General features: G+C 67.5%; 11 protein-coding genes. 2 read left to right on the top strand and 9 right to left on the bottom strand.

Annotated features, from left to right (window positions below):
- Positions 1–115: 115 nt before the first annotated feature.
- Entirely contained in the window at positions 116–1,186 is a 1,071-nt protein-coding gene (locus HTZ84_RS04020) for an FAS1-like dehydratase domain-containing protein (protein ID WP_309138851.1), read from the bottom strand.
- A 685-nt stretch (positions 1,187–1,871) separates the two neighbouring features.
- Complete coding sequence (locus tag HTZ84_RS04015) at positions 1,872–2,669, bottom strand: enoyl-CoA hydratase/isomerase family protein (RefSeq protein ID WP_174679498.1); 798 nt, start codon at positions 2,667–2,669, stop codon at positions 1,872–1,874.
- 159 nt (positions 2,670–2,828) lie between these two features.
- Between HTZ84_RS04015 and HTZ84_RS04010 the strand changes: the two genes are divergently transcribed.
- Positions 2,829–3,998 carry a thiolase family protein gene (locus tag HTZ84_RS04010; protein WP_174679497.1) on the top strand — a complete coding sequence of 390 codons (1,170 nt, stop codon included), beginning with the start codon at positions 2,829–2,831 and terminating at the stop codon, positions 3,996–3,998.
- Between the two features lie 166 nt (positions 3,999–4,164).
- On the opposite strand, the gene HTZ84_RS04005 is transcribed toward HTZ84_RS04010, so the two are convergent.
- The 7 genes from HTZ84_RS04005 to HTZ84_RS03975 all read right to left on the bottom strand — a co-directional run bounded on the left by HTZ84_RS04005 (position 4,165) and on the right by HTZ84_RS03975 (position 12,191).
- Entirely contained in the window at positions 4,165–4,428 is a 264-nt protein-coding gene (locus HTZ84_RS04005) for a hypothetical protein (protein WP_174679496.1), read from the bottom strand.
- A gap of 230 nt (positions 4,429–4,658) precedes the next feature.
- A complete protein-coding gene (locus HTZ84_RS04000) occupies positions 4,659–5,909 on the bottom strand; it encodes an acyl-CoA dehydrogenase family protein (RefSeq protein WP_174679495.1) in 1,251 nt (416 codons plus the stop codon).
- A gap of 136 nt (positions 5,910–6,045) precedes the next feature.
- Positions 6,046–6,225, bottom strand: a complete 180-nt coding sequence (locus HTZ84_RS03995) for a hypothetical protein (RefSeq protein ID WP_174679494.1) — start codon at positions 6,223–6,225, stop codon at positions 6,046–6,048.
- A 155-nt stretch (positions 6,226–6,380) separates the two neighbouring features.
- Complete coding sequence (locus HTZ84_RS03990; RefSeq protein ID WP_174679493.1) at positions 6,381–7,421, bottom strand: cytochrome b/b6 domain-containing protein; 1,041 nt, start codon at positions 7,419–7,421, stop codon at positions 6,381–6,383.
- Entirely contained in the window at positions 7,418–8,173 is a 756-nt protein-coding gene (locus tag HTZ84_RS03985; RefSeq protein WP_174682524.1) for a hypothetical protein, read from the bottom strand. Before HTZ84_RS03985 ends, HTZ84_RS03990 begins: the two co-directional genes overlap by 4 nt.
- A 2-nt stretch (positions 8,174–8,175) precedes the next feature.
- Positions 8,176–8,850 carry a 4Fe-4S dicluster domain-containing protein gene (locus HTZ84_RS03980; protein WP_174679492.1) on the bottom strand — a complete coding sequence of 225 codons (675 nt, stop codon included), beginning with the start codon at positions 8,848–8,850 and terminating at the stop codon, positions 8,176–8,178.
- A complete protein-coding gene (locus tag HTZ84_RS03975) occupies positions 8,847–12,191 on the bottom strand; it encodes a molybdopterin-dependent oxidoreductase (protein ID WP_174679491.1) in 3,345 nt (1,114 codons plus the stop codon). Before HTZ84_RS03975 ends, HTZ84_RS03980 begins: the two co-directional genes overlap by 4 nt.
- A 264-nt stretch (positions 12,192–12,455) precedes the next feature.
- Between HTZ84_RS03975 and HTZ84_RS03970 the strand changes: the two genes are divergently transcribed.
- Positions 12,456–14,639, top strand: a complete 2,184-nt coding sequence (locus HTZ84_RS03970) for a hydrogenase iron-sulfur subunit (protein ID WP_174679490.1) — start codon at positions 12,456–12,458, stop codon at positions 14,637–14,639.
- Positions 14,640–14,644: the final 5 nt, after the last annotated feature.

Below are 14,644 nucleotides of genomic sequence, written 5' to 3'. Positions count from 1 at the left end.
CGTCGGCACTCGCCACGCCGACGTCGGTCCGCCGCGATCGTCGTCTCGCGGCGGCCGTCGCGCCATCCGGGAGAGTCCGCCGTGCGAGACGTGTTTCTCCGAGGTCCGCGGCCGTTCACTCCTCGAGCGATGCCGTTGCCGATCCCGTCAGCAGCGTCTCCCCGTGCTGGTTGGTCGCCTCGAGGGCGACCTCGACGACCCCCTCCTCGCCGCGGACGGATTCGAGTTCGCCGGTCGCGACGATCGTATCGCCGGGGAAAACCTGCGACTGGAAGCGAACGCCGAAGGCGGTGATCGACTCGAGGCCGAACCAATCGGTGACGACGCGCGAGGCGACGCCGGCGGTGAACATACCCTGGCCGAAGACGCTCTCGTTGCCCGCCCCGCGGGCGTAGGGCTCGTCGTAGTGGATCGGGTTGAAGTCGCCGCTCGCGCCGGCGTACTTGACGAAGTGCTTGCGCTCGAGGTCCTCGACGACCACCGTCGGACCGCCGTCGCCGACGTCGACTCCGTCGAGCGAGCGAACGGTATCGACCGGCTCGGCGGCCGGTACCGCTCCGCCGTTGGCCGCCGGTTCCGGATCGACGGTCGCGTCGGTGTCGGCGTTACCGGCATTATTGCTACCACTCGAGTCCGGCTGCGGTTCGTCGTTGCCGGTATCGTCGTCACCGTTGGCGTCGTCTCCCTCGCCCCCCACGGCACCGGAGGTCTCGATAGCAGTTACGCGGTCGGTGAGCACGAGGCCCCCGCTCTCGTCGCGGTACTCGGTCTCGTAGACGGCGAAGGTCATCGAGCCGGCCCGGCCGCCGTCGCGCTGGTAGACGTCGCTCAGCGTGGTCGTCCCCGTTAAAACGTCGCCGACGAGCAGCGGCCGTTCGTACTCGTAGGCCTGCTCGCCGTGGAGGACGTACTCGGGTCGGAAGCCGAGGTCGAAGCCCTTCCCCTGCCCCTCGAGGCCGTCGGGCCGGTACCGCGGAAACCGGCTCACCTGCGCGTACGTCAGCGGCGCCGGAACGGCCTCGTAGCCGCGGTCTCGAGCGACGCTCGCGTCGCGAAAGAGCGGGTCGGACTCCGTGATCGCCCGCGCGAACTCTTCGACCTTGCCGCGCTCGATCCGGAACGCCTCGACGGTTGTCCGGGAGTCGCCGACCATCGCCTCGAGTTCCGAGAGGGGCTTAGTCGGCACGGGGACCACCTCGAGCGATCCGTTCGCGGGCGGGGTCGAGCGCGCGGTTCCGGCCGATCGGGCGCCGGCTCGAGTCGGGCGATCCGTGTACCATTTTCGTGACGGTTCGGTGACTGAACGCATAACTGTGTCCCTCGCGGTAGATCGGCGCCATCTCGATGAGACCGTCCCGCTGGTCGTGTTCCCGTCGGTCGTTCTCGCCGTATCGTAGTGGTGGTGACTGGGATCGAGAGCGCGACCGGAGGACAGCAACGATCCCTCGAGCGGAGCGCTCGACCGTTTGCGGTGGCGCGCGCCGGCGGTCGGCCGAGCGATTGCGAGGGCGATCGGCGACGTCGTGCGAGGGACGAGTGAGCGACCAACGGGAGCGAACGTTAGCGCGGAACCGAAGGTTCCGCGAACCGTGCGAATAGTGCGAGACCAGAGGTCTCGCATACCGTGCGAACGGCCGGAGGCCGTGAGCAGAGGGCGCTTCGCGCCCGTGAGCAGAAATCGGCCGGGGAGGGCATGACAATTCCCCGTTGCCACGGTAGGTGAATCGTCCCGTCGTATTCCGCTCTCACTGGCGGCTAGGATTTCTACCCCCTCCCCCCTTCAGCCGATTCGCTCCACCGCGAGCCAGCGCGCACCACCGAACACCGATTCTATCGATCCTCACGATGTCGGGAGGACCGGTCTACAGCGACTATTTGCCCTCGAATTCGGGTTCGCGGTCCTCGTCGAACGCGGCCGCACCCTCCGCGTGGTCCTCGGTTCCGAGCAGTTCGTCGAAGAGTTGGGCGTCGTAGCGCAGCCCCTCCTCGAGTCCCGACTGCACGGCCATGTGCGCCGAGTCCTTGATCGCCTGGACCGCCAGGGGCGCCTGTCCGGCGAGGTCGGTGACGAACGCGTCGACCTCGTCCTCGAACTCCTCGTCGGGGTAGACGTGGTTGATGATCCCCTCGTCGGCGGCCCGCTGGGCGGAGATGTACTCGCCGGTCATGGCCAGTTCCTTCGCGACCGCGGGGCCGGCCAGCTTCGTCACGTACTGGACGCCGCCGGCGCCGGGGAGGAGCCCGAGGTTGACCTCGGGAAAGCCGAGCGTACTGGACTCGCTCGCCAGCCGGAAGTCGCAGGCGAGCGCGGTCTCGAGGCCGCCCCCGAGACAGTAGCCGTCGATCTTCGCGATCACCGGCGCCGGGAAGTCCCGGATGAACTCGTAGTGGTCCCGCTCGGAACTGGCGCCGGCCGACGCCTCCGAGAAGCCGCCGACGTCCGCGCCGGCGCAGAACGCCTTCTCGCCGGCGCCCTCGAGGACGACCGCCCGCAGGGCGACGCCCTCGGCGTCCTCGTTCTCGGCTTCGAGGCGCTGCAGGCCGGCGATGATGTCCGCCCGAAGCCGGTCGTTCAGCGCGTTGAGCGCGTCCGGCCGGTCCATCGCGATCGTGCCGACGCCGGTCTCGTCGTCGAACGCCACTCGGACCGCATCGAGATCGTCGTCCATACGCGATGGTCGCTACTGGGCCCCAAATAAGTGCACGGAGTGCCTCGAGGATCGCCGCGTCGTCGGCGTGCGGACGGCTCGAGTGGGGGACCGTTTTGTGGACGGAGACGCTCCCAGCCGGACGGAACGACTATCCCGCTCGCCGTGCGACCAGATCACATGAACGATGCAGTCATCGTCGACGCGGTCCGGACGCCGTTCGGCAAGCGGGACGGCTCCCTTCGCGACACCCACCCGCAAGATCTGGCGGCGACGCCGCTCGAGGCCCTCGAGGAGCGAACCGGCTTCGACCCCGATACGATCGAAGACGTGATCTACGGCTGCGTGACGCCGGTCGACGAGCAGGGGCTCAACATCGGTCGCATCGCGCCGATGGTCGCCGGCTGGGGCGACGGCGTCCCCGGCGTCCAGCTCAACCGGATGTGCGGCTCCGGCCAGCAGGCCGCCAACTTCGCGGCGACGAGCGTGATGGCCGGCCAGCACGACGTCCTGGTCGCCGGCGGCGTCGAGCACATGACCCGCGTCCCGCTCGGGTCCGACGGGGCCGACGGCGTGGCCGGCGAGGGCGCCGTCACGGACACCTACTTCGAGTACTTCGACGAACTGACCCACCAGGGCGAGGGCGCCGAACGGATCGCCGAGGAGTACGGCTTCGACCGCGCGGAGCTCGACGAACTCGCCGTCGACTCCCAGCGGCGCTGGGGCGAGGCCTGGGAGGAGGGTCGGTACGCCGACCAGATCGTGCCAGTGGAGACTGAACTCGACGGTGAGCCGGTCACCGTCGACCGAGATGAGCACCCGCGACCAGAGACGGACCTCGAGACGCTCTCGAGCCTCCCGCTTTCCTTCCGCGAGGAGGGCGAGGGCGTCCACCATCCCGGCAACTCCTCGGGCATCGTCGACGGCTCGTCGGCCCTCCTGATCGCCAGCGAGGAGGCGGCCGAGGCCCACGGGTGGGAACCGATGGCCCGCATCGTCGCGACCGAGGTCGTCGGCGTCGATCCCGTGACGATGCTCACCGGCCCGATGCCGGCGACCGAGGGCGTCCTCGAGAAGACCGATCTGGAACTCGAGGACATCGACCTCTTCGAGGTCAACGAGGCCTTCGCCTCGGTCGTCGCCGCCTGGCTCGAGGAGACCGGCGTTTCCTGGGAGGACGTGAACGTCAACGGCGGCGCCATCGCCCACGGCCACCCGCTGGGGGCGACCGGCGCGGCGCTACTGACGAAGTTGGTCCACGAACTCGAGCGCACCGGCGGGGAGCGGGCGCTCTCGACGATGTGTATCGGCTTCGGACAGGGGATCGCGACGATCATCGAGCGGGTCTGAGCCGTCTGGCGCTGCCGTTCCTAGACGGGCGACCTACGCCGTTACCGTGGCACCGATGGGAAGCCACACCCCCCATCGCAAATGGTGTGGGGTCGCAGTAATTGAAATCAGGAGTATTGCGTTGAAAGCGGATTCTTCAGACAGTTATCATAGAGGGAACGACTCGCTACAGGGAGACACCGAATATAGCCAAGACACCCGTTATGAGGAAGTACAGGAGAGAACCCCCGAAGAATACTGCTACTGTTATCAGTAAGACCGTCTGGAGAACTGACTGTCCAGAATCCGTAGAATCTTCCTCCCTCCGACCCATCCCAGTTCCATTATCTATGTATCCCATCGACTGGAGGGCTGAAGTTTCAGAATCTCCGTCCGCATTCTCCATTCTAGCTTCAATATCTCCATTTAGGCTCCCTTCATCCTCGTCCATAATTATTTTAACACTCTTTATGACAATAAGCCTTCCTAGCAATTAGCTATGTCTTCTCGAATGAACAGGAGAAACGCTCTGCATTCAGTACGCAGTTATTGACATCTATCGGAGATAGTGACAGCCTCTCCAGTACCACCTCCGCCTGTACTGAACGCTGATTCACACTCTGTTAAAGAAGCCGTCTTACCAACTACTGACGCAAAAATGCCGCCGACGGACGGCGTCCGTTACTCGTCGAGCGCGTCGATGCGCAGGTCCTCGTCGAACTGCAGCGCGTTCTCGATCTCGGTCTCGTCGACGTCGTCGAAGGCCCAGCGGGCGATCGAGCGGCGGTGGACCTCGTCGGCGCCGTCGACGATCCGGAACGCGCGGACGTTCTCGTAGAAGTGGGCGATCGGAAGGTCCTTCCCGATCCCGTTGCCGCCGCAGCACTGCAGGGCGAGGTCGATGGTGTCCTGCGTGACGTTCGCGGTGAACATCTTCGACATGGCGACCTCGATGCGGGCGTCGCTGCGGTCGAGTTCGCGCGCGGCGTGGCGGACCATACAGCGGGCGGCGTGCAGCCGCGTCTCGGCGTCGGCGATGCGGTGGCGTAGCGCCTGTTTGTCCTCGAGTTTCGTCCCGAAGGCCTCCCGCTCCTGCAGGTAGGCCTTCGCGATCTCGAGGGATCGCTGGGCCATCCCGGAGTAGCGCATGCAGTGTGTGAGTCGGCCGCCGCCGAGTCGCATCTGGGCGATGCGAAAGCCCTCGTTCTCCTCGCCGATCGTGTTCTCGAGGGGGACGCGGACGTTGTCGAACTTCACTTCGGCGTGGCCGCCCTCGCGCTCGGTGATGCCGTGACCGCCGACGTGGGGGATGTTCCGCACGACCTCGACGCCGTCGGCCTCGCGCGGCACGAGGATGATCGAGGTGCCCTCGTAGGGGTGGGCGTCCAGATCGGTCCGGGCCATCACCAGGTAGAAGTCGGCGTCGAGTCCGTCGGAAGTCCACCACTTGTGGGCGTTGATGACCCACTCGTCGCCGTCCTTGACGGCCGTGCTCTGGAGCATCTTCGGATCCGAGCCGCCGCCCTGTTTGGGCTCGGTCATCGCGAACGCCGACGACATTTCGCCCTGGACGAGCGGGCGGAGGTACTCCTCCTTCTGGTCTTCCGTGCCGACCATCTCGAGGGTGTGCATGTTCCCCTCCTGGGGCGCGTTCGCCCGAATCGCGAGCGCGCCGATCAGCGAGCGGCCGACCTGCTCGAAGGAGGGGAGCATGTCGCTGAAGTCCAGTCCCTGCCCGCCGTACTCCTCGGGGACCTGCGGCGCGAACAGGTCGCGCTCCTCGGCCTGCTCCCACAGGTCCTCGATCTCGGCCGTCGAGATCCGCTCGCCGGTGGCGAGCGCCTCGCGTTCGCGCGGGATGACGACCTCGTCCATGAAGTCCGCTACGCGACCCGCAACCGCCGTCGCCGTCTCTGAGTCGTGGTACTCCATACCGGGGAATGCACATACAACATTGTAAATGTGCAGCAAAGCAGTCGGCTACAACGTTGTGAAATAAAGGCCAACAGTGTGCTCTATATAATGAAGTGACTACTCGAGCGAATCGTCCCGCCGGTCGAGACGGTCGCTACAGGAGGAAACTGCCGACCAACGCCAGCACGAAGACGGCGGCGACGACGGCCAGCGCCTCGTACTTGTACTCCCGCTCGTCGGTCACGTCCGGCGTCGCGAAGACGACCCCGAGCAGGCCGCCGACCGCGACGACGAGCACCGCCACGGCGTAGATCGAGTACAGGAGGTCTGCCATGAGATAGCATACGCCGCGAAGCGACGTAAATCCCCCGCGGAGGCGTCGGATTTCCGACGGACTCGAGCCCGCTACCGCTCGAGTCGGCGACTATCGATTCGACTCGCAGTGGCCGAATGCGCCGACTCGAGCGAGCGGAAAATCGACCGCGACGGTCAGTCGTCGGCCTCGCTGGGGCCGTCGTCGCGAGCCGGTCCGCTGCCGTCCGCCGCGGGCGGCCGTTCGGTCGGTCGCTCCTGGGCCCGTTCCCGGCGCTGGCGCAGGTACCGCGCCCGGAGCACGTTGCCGAACACCGAGAGGACGAGTCCGACGAGCAGCACGAAGATCCCGGCGTTGATGCCGATCGTCCGGAGGACGCTCCCCTCGTTGAACGCCAGCGAGTCCGGCACCGGGTAGCCGCCGTACTCGAGGCTGGCCATCATCACGCTGACGATGCCGACGACGACCAGCACGCCCATCACGTTCGTCGCCCACCGCCAGGAGGACTTGCGCCGGAGGCGTTCGATTCCGGTCGTCTCGTGCTCGTCCGGATCGCCGTGGAAGTTCGGCGTCTGATCCTTCGGTAGGAACGCCTTCATCTCGACGGGGTAGAACGCCGGGTGGAAGCCGTGCTCGAAGGTGTGAAACATCACGCCCATCAGCATGATGACCCCGAGCAGGCCGTGGAAGGCGACGAAGGCCATCACGACCGACTGGGAGTCGTAGAAGTCGATCAGCCAGGTCTTGCGCCAGATGAGCAGCCCCGAGAGCATGAGCAGGAGGAGTTCGACGGTGAAGATCCAGATGACGCCCTTGCCGATGTAGGAGATCAGCGGCACCTCGTCGGCCTTGTAGCCCGCGAACTGGCGGGCCGCCGGATGGCGTTCGTCGGCCCGCCCCAGCGCGAACTGGACGTCCTGAACGAAGGCCTTCACGTCGGACGGAGCGGGCAGGACCGACCGGAAGTTGGACCGACTGGCCGACCGAAGCAGCATGTAGGGCACCCAGAACCCGGTCAGCGCGATCAGCGCGAAGCCGGCCAGCCGGTGGATCGAGAGCACGCCCTGGTTGCCGCCCATCAGTTCCACGAGCCACCACAGCTCCGTGTTGAAGGCGATGGCGTACCCCGTGAAGAACAGGATGAACACCGTCAGCGCCAGCAGCGAGTGGAACATCGTCGTCACCCGCGAGAACTTCCCGTGATCGAGGTTCGTCACCGTCGATCACCCCCGTCGGGACCGGTGGAATCGTCTGGTGTATCGTCACTCGAGGCCGACGCGTCCGATCCGGCGTTCGAGTCGCCTGCAGCGGTCGATTCCGACGTTCGCCTCGCTCCGCTCGGCTCACCTACGTCAGACCTTCGGTCTGACGAGGATCGCGGTCCTCCGGACCGCTCACCCCCGTCGGTGGCCGCCGCGCTCTCTCCGGCGCGACTCGAGCCCGCGGGCGGGCGCATCCGCGTCGCCAGCCGGCGGAACGCGGCCCAGTGGATGAACACCATCAGGAGGATGAAGATCCCCATGACGACGTCCGCCAGGTGGACCAGCGTGATGGCGGCCTCGAGGATCGGCCCCGTGTTCCCGACGACCCAGTCGGCGCCGACGCCGCCGCCCTCGACGGTCGGGCGGACCCGCATGACGTTCTCGAAGAACGGGGCGCGCCCGGTGACGAGCGCGACGGCGCCGACCGCCAGTCCGAGGCCGAACAGGGCGCTGAGCAAGAAGGCGAGCCGGCCCGACCAACCGCCGCCGTCGCCGCTCCCGTCGCCGCCGGACCCCTCGCCGCCGGTCGGTTCGGGTCCGGATTCGCCTCGCTGTTCGTCGGACGGTACTCCGTCCCGCGCTTCGCGTTCCCGAGCGCTCGAGGCGGCCTCCCGATCGACCGCGTCGGTCGTCCGCTCGCGCTCGCTGGCGGCCCGGACGTCGTCGCCCGCGTGGTCGTGCGTGTCTGCTGATCGGTCGTCGCTCATGGTCACTGGAAGAGTTGGGCGTCCTCCTCGCCGAAGATGATCGCCATGGCCTCGTCGTTGAAGAACGGCTGGCTGTCCCGGGACTCGAGTTCGTCGGCGATTTCGCCGGCGCCGCCGACGAGGATGGCGTCGGTCGCGCACTCCTCGGCGCAGGCCGGCCCCTTCTGGACCTCCTGGCGTTCGCGACAGCCGGTGCACTTGTCCATGATGCCGCCGGTGCCGAAGATCTGGGCCGCCCCGTCGTTGCTGTCGGGGAACTGCGGGGCGCCGAACGGACAGCCCGACAGGCAGTACTGGCAGCCGACGCAGAGGTCCTCGTGGACCGACACGAAGCCGTCGTCCTCCTTCTGGAGGGCGTTGGTCGGACAGACCGAGACGCAGGGCGCGTTCTCGCAGTGGTAACACTGCATCGGTAGGCTGGTCTCGCCGGGGTTCTCCCCCGCGGCCAGCCGGCCGGTCTTGTCGGCGTTCTCGCCCTGCGGGCCGGCGACGCCCTCGGCCATGGTCGTGATGTCGATGCGCTGGTTGTCGATCTCCCGGTCCCAGGTGCGTTTGCAGGCGACGACGCAGCCGCCGCAGTCGATACAGGCCTCGACGTCGGGGAAGATCCGCATCCCCTCGCCGGTGCTCATGACGCCTTGGCTCATCACCTGGCCGGACGGTTCGTCCTGTGTCATAGTTGCTCACCGCCGTGTTCCATGTCCCACTCGCGGACGTCGTACCGCTTCTGGGCCCCGAGGCCGCCCTCGTCCTGCGGGTAGTCGATGAACTCCATGCCGAGGTCGTCGACCACGCTCTGGGTCGCCTTCTGGACGTGGACGACGCCCGACTTCGTCTCCTGCATCTGCGTCTCGGCGTCGAATCCGCTGGGCGTGATGATGTTCGCGCTCTCGCCGATCGCCAGCGGTTCGGTGCCGTCGGGCCAGTTCGGCGTCCTGTCCTCGCCGTGGAAGACGCCGCCCCAGTGGTAGGGGAGGAAGATCTCCTCGTCGTTGACCCGGTTGGTCACGTTGGCTTTCACGAGGATCGACCCCTTGTCGGCCGACGTGACGACGACGTGGTCGTCGCCGCCGACGACGTCGAGTTCCTCGGCCAGGCTGGGGCTGATCTCCGCGTACATGTGCGGCTGCCGGTCGGCGGTGTACTTGTTGTTCCGCGTCTCGGCGCCGCCGCCCTGGTGTTCGACCTGCCGACCCGACGTCATGATGACGGTCCGCCCGCTCTCGGCGTCGCTGCCGAGTTCCGTGTGGACCGCCTCGGTCGCCTGCTGCTGGACGCTGGCGTTGTTCTGGTCGAGCCGCCAGAAGTTGGTCTGTTCGCCGTTGGCCGGCCACTCCTCGACCAGATCGGGTCGCGGGCTCTCGACGGGTTCCCGGTGAACCGGCACCGTGTCGATGAAGTTCCAGACGACCGCCCGGGCCTTCCCGCGTCCCGTCGGCGGGTCGGGCTGTTCGTAGTCGTACTCCTCGAACTCCGCGGGATCGACGTCCACCTGATCGCCGTACTGCTCGTCGACCGCCTGGGCCGCCTCGTACACCGAGACGTCCTCGTCGAGGGCCGCCCGAACCGGTAGCGTCTGGCTCGAGGCCTCCGTGGGATCGTCGGGCAAGATCGTCGAATAGCCGGGATACGACGGCACGCCCTGGACCTCCTGGCCGTCCCACCACGGCGCCTCGAACGAGCCGGCGATGAGATCCAGTCCGTCCTCGCCCTGTTGGTCGACGGTCTCCTGCAGGGGGTAGTCCTTGTCGACGTCCATCTCCGTCCACTCCTGGGGCGTCGGGGCCTGCTGGCCCCAGTTGACCCGGAAGTCGTGGCCGCCCTCGCGGGGGTCGGCCTCCTTCGTCCAGATGATCGGCGAGCCGGGGTGGTCGTCGCCCCAGTAGGGCCAGGGGAGCGACCAGTAATCGCCGTCGACGGGCGTACCGGTGTTCTCCGCCCGCAGGTCCTCGGTGCTGAACGCCCAGTCGTACTCCTGGTGTTGCTGGAGTTTCTCGGGCGACTGCTGATACCCGATCGAGCGCACGCCGAGGTTGATCTCCCGGAGGGCGTCCTCGTAGGAGCTCCGGCCGTTGTGTTGCTCCGGGCCGGACCCCCAGTCGAAGTGCTCGCCGAAGCCCATGTAGTCGGCCAGCTCCTGCATGATCTGGAGGTCGGGTTTGGAGTTGTGCGCCGGCGTCGCGACGGCCTCGCTCCACTGGACCGACCGGTGGGAGTTGGTCACCGACCGGACGTGCTCGTACTGGCTCGAGGCCGGCAACAAGAGGACGTCCGCGTCGTCGGGCAGCGTACTGGAGATCGCCGGGAAGACGTCGACGACGACCAGCAGGTCGAGCGCTTCCATGGCCTGTTTCATCTTGTCCATCTCGCTGATGGAGTTGGCCGAGTGGCCCCAGAAGAAGGCCATCTTCAGCGGGTTCGGCTGGTAGAGGTTCGAGTCGAGTAGCCGGTCCTCCTGGCCCAGCGCGGCCTCGTACCAGCGGGCGACGGTCAGCCCGCGCTGGAACATCATCGACTGGGGATCCGGCTCCTCGAGCGGGGCGTCCTCCTGAAGGCCTTCGTCCTCGCTGCCTTCGCTGTCGCCGCCTTCGTCGCCGCCGCTTCCGTCCTCCTCGCCGTTCGGCGACTCGCCCTCGTCTTCCGAGTCGGATTCCCCCTCCTCGACCGCGGCCGGCACCTCGAGGCCAGCCCACATCTCGTCGGGCATCCGCTCGAAGTTCCGGTAGAGGTCCTCGAAGGAGATACTGCCGCTGGTCCAGGGGCTCTGGTTCCAGACCGACGACCAGTGCTCCCACGAGCCGGGCGCGTCGACGCCGTAGTAACCCGGCAGGATGCTCGCGTCGACGCCGAGGTCGGTCGCGCCCTGCACGTTGGCGTGACCGCGCATGACCTGGAGGCCGCCGCCGGAGCGGGCCGCGCTCCCGGTCGCGAGGCTGAAGAGCGCGTACGCGCGGATGTTCTGGGTTCCGTTGTTGTGTTGCGTGCCGCCCATCGCCCACTCGACCTGGATGTGCGGCGATTTCTCGACGATCAGGTCGCCGATCTGCTCGAGGTCCTCCCGGTCGATCCAGGTGATGTCGGAGACCGTCTCGAGGTCGTACTGATCGAGTTCGGCCTCGACGTCGGGCCAGCCCATCACGCGGTCCCCGAGGAACTCGTCGTCGAGCTCACCCTGCTCGCGGACGTAGTTGAGCAGGCCGAAGACGAGCGCGACGTCCGTCCCCGGCCGGAGCCGGTGGAAGTAGTCGGCGTGGGCCGACGTCTTCGTGTACCGGGGGTCGATCGAGACGATCGTCCCGCCCCGCGCCTGTCCCTCGAGGATGTGTTGCATCGCGATCGGGTGGGACTCGGCGGGGTTCTGCCCGAGGATGATCAACAGGTCGAAGTTGCGGTAGTCGTTGATCGTGTTCGTCATCGCGCCGAACCCCCAGGTGTTCGCGAGCCCGGTGACGGTCGGCGAGTGGCAGATCCGCGCCTGGTGGTCGACGTTGTTCGTTCCCATGAACGCCGCGAGCTTCCGACTGGCGTAGGCCGCCTCGTTCGAGTGGTGGGCGCTGCCCAGCAGCATGACGCTCTCGCGGCTGTACTCCTCGACGGTCTGCTCCCACGTCTCCGCGATCTCACGGTAGGCCTCGTCCCACGTCACCCGCCGCCACTCGCCGTCCTCCTTTCGCATCGGGTGTTTCAGCCGCTTCGGCGAGTGTTCGGTCTCGAGGATGCCCGCGCCCTTCGAGCAGAGCGAGCCGTTGTTGATCGGGTTCTCGAACCACGGCTCCTGGCCGACGAAGGAGTTGCCGTCCTTGACGGCCTTGAACCCGCAGCCGACGGCGCAGTAGTTGCAGATCACCTTCGCCGTCTCTTCCCCCTCGGGAACGCCGTCGTCCTCCTGTTCCTCCTGGGTGCCGAGGACGTGGCCCGTCACACCGCCGCCGAGGAAGATCCCCCCGGCGAGCGCGCTCGCCTTCATGAACGAGCGCCTGTCGAGGTCGATCGTGACCGGCTCGTCCGCCGCGCTCATGGCATCACGCCCGTTGTCGCGACGACCGCGAGTGCACCTTCCCGCCGATTCGGCTCTGTGCTACGTACACCCATGCTAACGCCTTGCCCGGTACCCACTATCAATATTTGCCCGAGTCAGTAGCGAGGAATGTAACGTTCGACTAGGTTATCCGCGTATTACTCGAACGGTCTCGAGATATGACTCGTTTATCCCATCGAGTCGGAAGAAGTTCGCGCTTACTCGGCGCAACGTTCATATCGTGGCATGGGATAGCACGACGGGATGAAGGTCGGGAGTTTCGTCTGTTCCTGTGCCGACACGTGTGACATCGACCTCGAGGCGGCCCGGGAGGGGATCGAGGGCGTCGACGTCGCGGCGAGTTCGCGGCTGCTCTGCGAGGACGGCCTGCCCGCGATGGAACAGGTGATCGACGAGTACGACCTCGATCAGGTGATCGTCACCTGTCCCGAGCGGCGAGTCCAGCGAAAACTCGAGCGCGTCGCCGAAGCCCAGGGGGTCCACCCCGACGCCGTCTCGTTCGTCGACCAGCGCGAGGGCGCGGGCTGGGTCCACGACGAGGCCGGCGCGACGGCCAAGACCGCCCGCATGGTCAACGCCCGGCAGGCCGGCCTCGAGGCCGAGTCCCGTCCCCAGACGCTCGCGGCGGCGGCCGGCGACAGCGTCGCGGTCGTCGCCGACCCCGACACCGCCGCGGCGCTGGCCGACGACGCCGACGTGACCCTGATCGCCGACGGAAACGAGTTCGTCGACGCCGCGGCCGATCTCGACGACGTGACGATCGAACGCGGACGCGTCGTCGACGTGGACGGTCGCTTCGGCGAGTTCGAGGTTCGCCTCGAGTCCCGCGTCACCGAGGAGTGTATCTCCTGTATGAAGTGCGTCCACGAAGGCCCGGACGGGCAGGTCACGCGCTATCCCGTCGACATCGATCCCGACGCGCCCGACGGCGCGTGGACCGACGTCTGTCCGACCGACGCGATCGAGATGGACGGCACGCGGCGGACGCTCGAGTTCGACCAGATCGTCTACCCGGCCGCCAGCCGGGAGACCCGCGGCGGCCGGATCGGCTTCTACACCGCGCCGATCGACGCGGCGACGATCTCGGCCGTGCGAAAACACCTCGGCGGCATCGAGAAGCCCGCCCACCTCGATCTCGAGATGGACGTCTGCGCGGCCGGCGACTCGAGCCAGCCGGGCTGTAACGAGTGCGTCGAGGCCTGCCCGCACGACGCGGTCGAGCGCGCGCGGATCGACGAGGTCGAGTTCCACGAGGAAGCGTGCCAGAACTGCGGGGCCTGTACGAGCGCCTGTCCGACGGGCGCGACGCGGCTGCGCGAGCCCTCGAACGAGCGCATCGCCCGCGAGGTCGAGGCCCTCCTTCGGCCGACCGACGAGGAGGGCGGCTGGCTCCTGAACCGGTCGGATTCGGACGTCGACGCGCCCATCGTCGCGTTCGTCTGCTCCGAGGCGGCCGACGACGCGCTCGCCGAGTACGGCCGCCTCGCGGCCGCGGGCAAGGCCGACGTCGAGTACCCGCCGATCCTCCCCGTGCGCGTCAACTGCACCGATACCGTCGGCGAGGCCCACGCGATGCACGCGCTGGCCTGCGGCGCCGACGGCGTCGCGATCGTCGGCTGCGGCGGCGACTGCCTGCACTCGGGGCCCGATCCGAAGGCCGAACTGGTCGACCGGCTCAACCGGGCCGGGCGCGACCTCGAGCTCGGCGAGCGGTTCGAATTCTTCGCGCCCGACCCCGACGAGCCGGGCGCCTTCGTGGAGGCGATTTCGACATTCGCCGTCGAACTCGACCCCTCGCCGATCCCCGCGGGCGAGCACGAGGCCACCGGCGGAATCGATAGCGCGGAACGACGTTCCGCGAACAGCCGGACGCAGTCCGGCGATGTCGACAGAGCGAATCCCCCGTTCGACAGCCACGGTTGGACTCTCGAGAGCGTCCGGGCGATCCTCGAGCACGTCGACCCCGACCGCGAGGTGATCCGCGGTCTGAAAGACTTCGGCCGGATGGAGGTCGGCGACGGCTGCACGCTCACGCCCACGTGTGCGAACCTCTGTCCGACCGACGCGATCCGCCGCGACGAGGAGACGGCGACCCTCGAGTTCAACCACGAGCAGTGCGTCAACTGCGGGACCTGCGAGGAGGGCTGCGTCGAGGACGTCATCGCGATGCGCGACGGCCTCGACCGCTCGCTGCTGCCGGAGAACCGCCCGGGCGCGGACGATCCCGCCTGGATCGCGGTCCACGACGGCGAGATGCGCGAGTGCAACCGCTGCGGGAAGGCGTTCACGAGCGAGGGCTCAGCACAGAAGATCCAGTCGGAGGTCGGCGACGCCGTCGCCGGTCTCGTGCCGGGGGCACAGGGGAGCGTCTTCGAGTACTGCGGCGACTGTCGCGCGCAACTGCTCTACGACCGCGGCAACGGCTAATCGAG

The sequence above is a fragment of the Haloterrigena gelatinilytica genome (assembly GCF_013342145.1).
In the GTDB taxonomy this organism is placed as follows: domain Archaea; phylum Halobacteriota; class Halobacteria; order Halobacteriales; family Natrialbaceae; genus Haloterrigena; species Haloterrigena gelatinilytica.
Note: the sequence above shows the minus strand (reverse complement) of the source record. Positions and strands in the feature narration are given on the sequence as shown.

What these genes read in the sequence shown, in the direction of transcription:
- HTZ84_RS03980 (WP_174679492.1), bottom strand. Translation starts at nt 8,850, where the DNA reads ATGACACAGGACGAACCGTCCGGCCAGGTGATGAGCCAAGGCGTCATG.
- HTZ84_RS03995 (WP_174679494.1), bottom strand. Translation starts at nt 6,225, where the DNA reads ATGGCAGACCTCCTGTACTCGATCTACGCCGTGGCGGTGCTCGTCGTC.
- HTZ84_RS04010 (WP_174679497.1), top strand. Translation starts at nt 2,829, where the DNA reads ATGAACGATGCAGTCATCGTCGACGCGGTCCGGACGCCGTTCGGCAAG.
- HTZ84_RS04005 (WP_174679496.1), bottom strand. Translation starts at nt 4,428, where the DNA reads ATGGACGAGGATGAAGGGAGCCTAAATGGAGATATTGAAGCTAGAATG.
- HTZ84_RS04015 (WP_174679498.1), bottom strand. Translation starts at nt 2,669, where the DNA reads ATGGACGACGATCTCGATGCGGTCCGAGTGGCGTTCGACGACGAGACC.
- HTZ84_RS03970 (WP_174679490.1), top strand. Translation starts at nt 12,456, where the DNA reads ATGAAGGTCGGGAGTTTCGTCTGTTCCTGTGCCGACACGTGTGACATC.
- HTZ84_RS03985 (WP_174682524.1), bottom strand. Translation starts at nt 8,173, where the DNA reads ATGAGCGACGACCGATCAGCAGACACGCACGACCACGCGGGCGACGAC.
- HTZ84_RS04000 (WP_174679495.1), bottom strand. Translation starts at nt 5,909, where the DNA reads ATGGAGTACCACGACTCAGAGACGGCGACGGCGGTTGCGGGTCGCGTA.
- HTZ84_RS03975 (WP_174679491.1), bottom strand. Translation starts at nt 12,191, where the DNA reads ATGAGCGCGGCGGACGAGCCGGTCACGATCGACCTCGACAGGCGCTCG.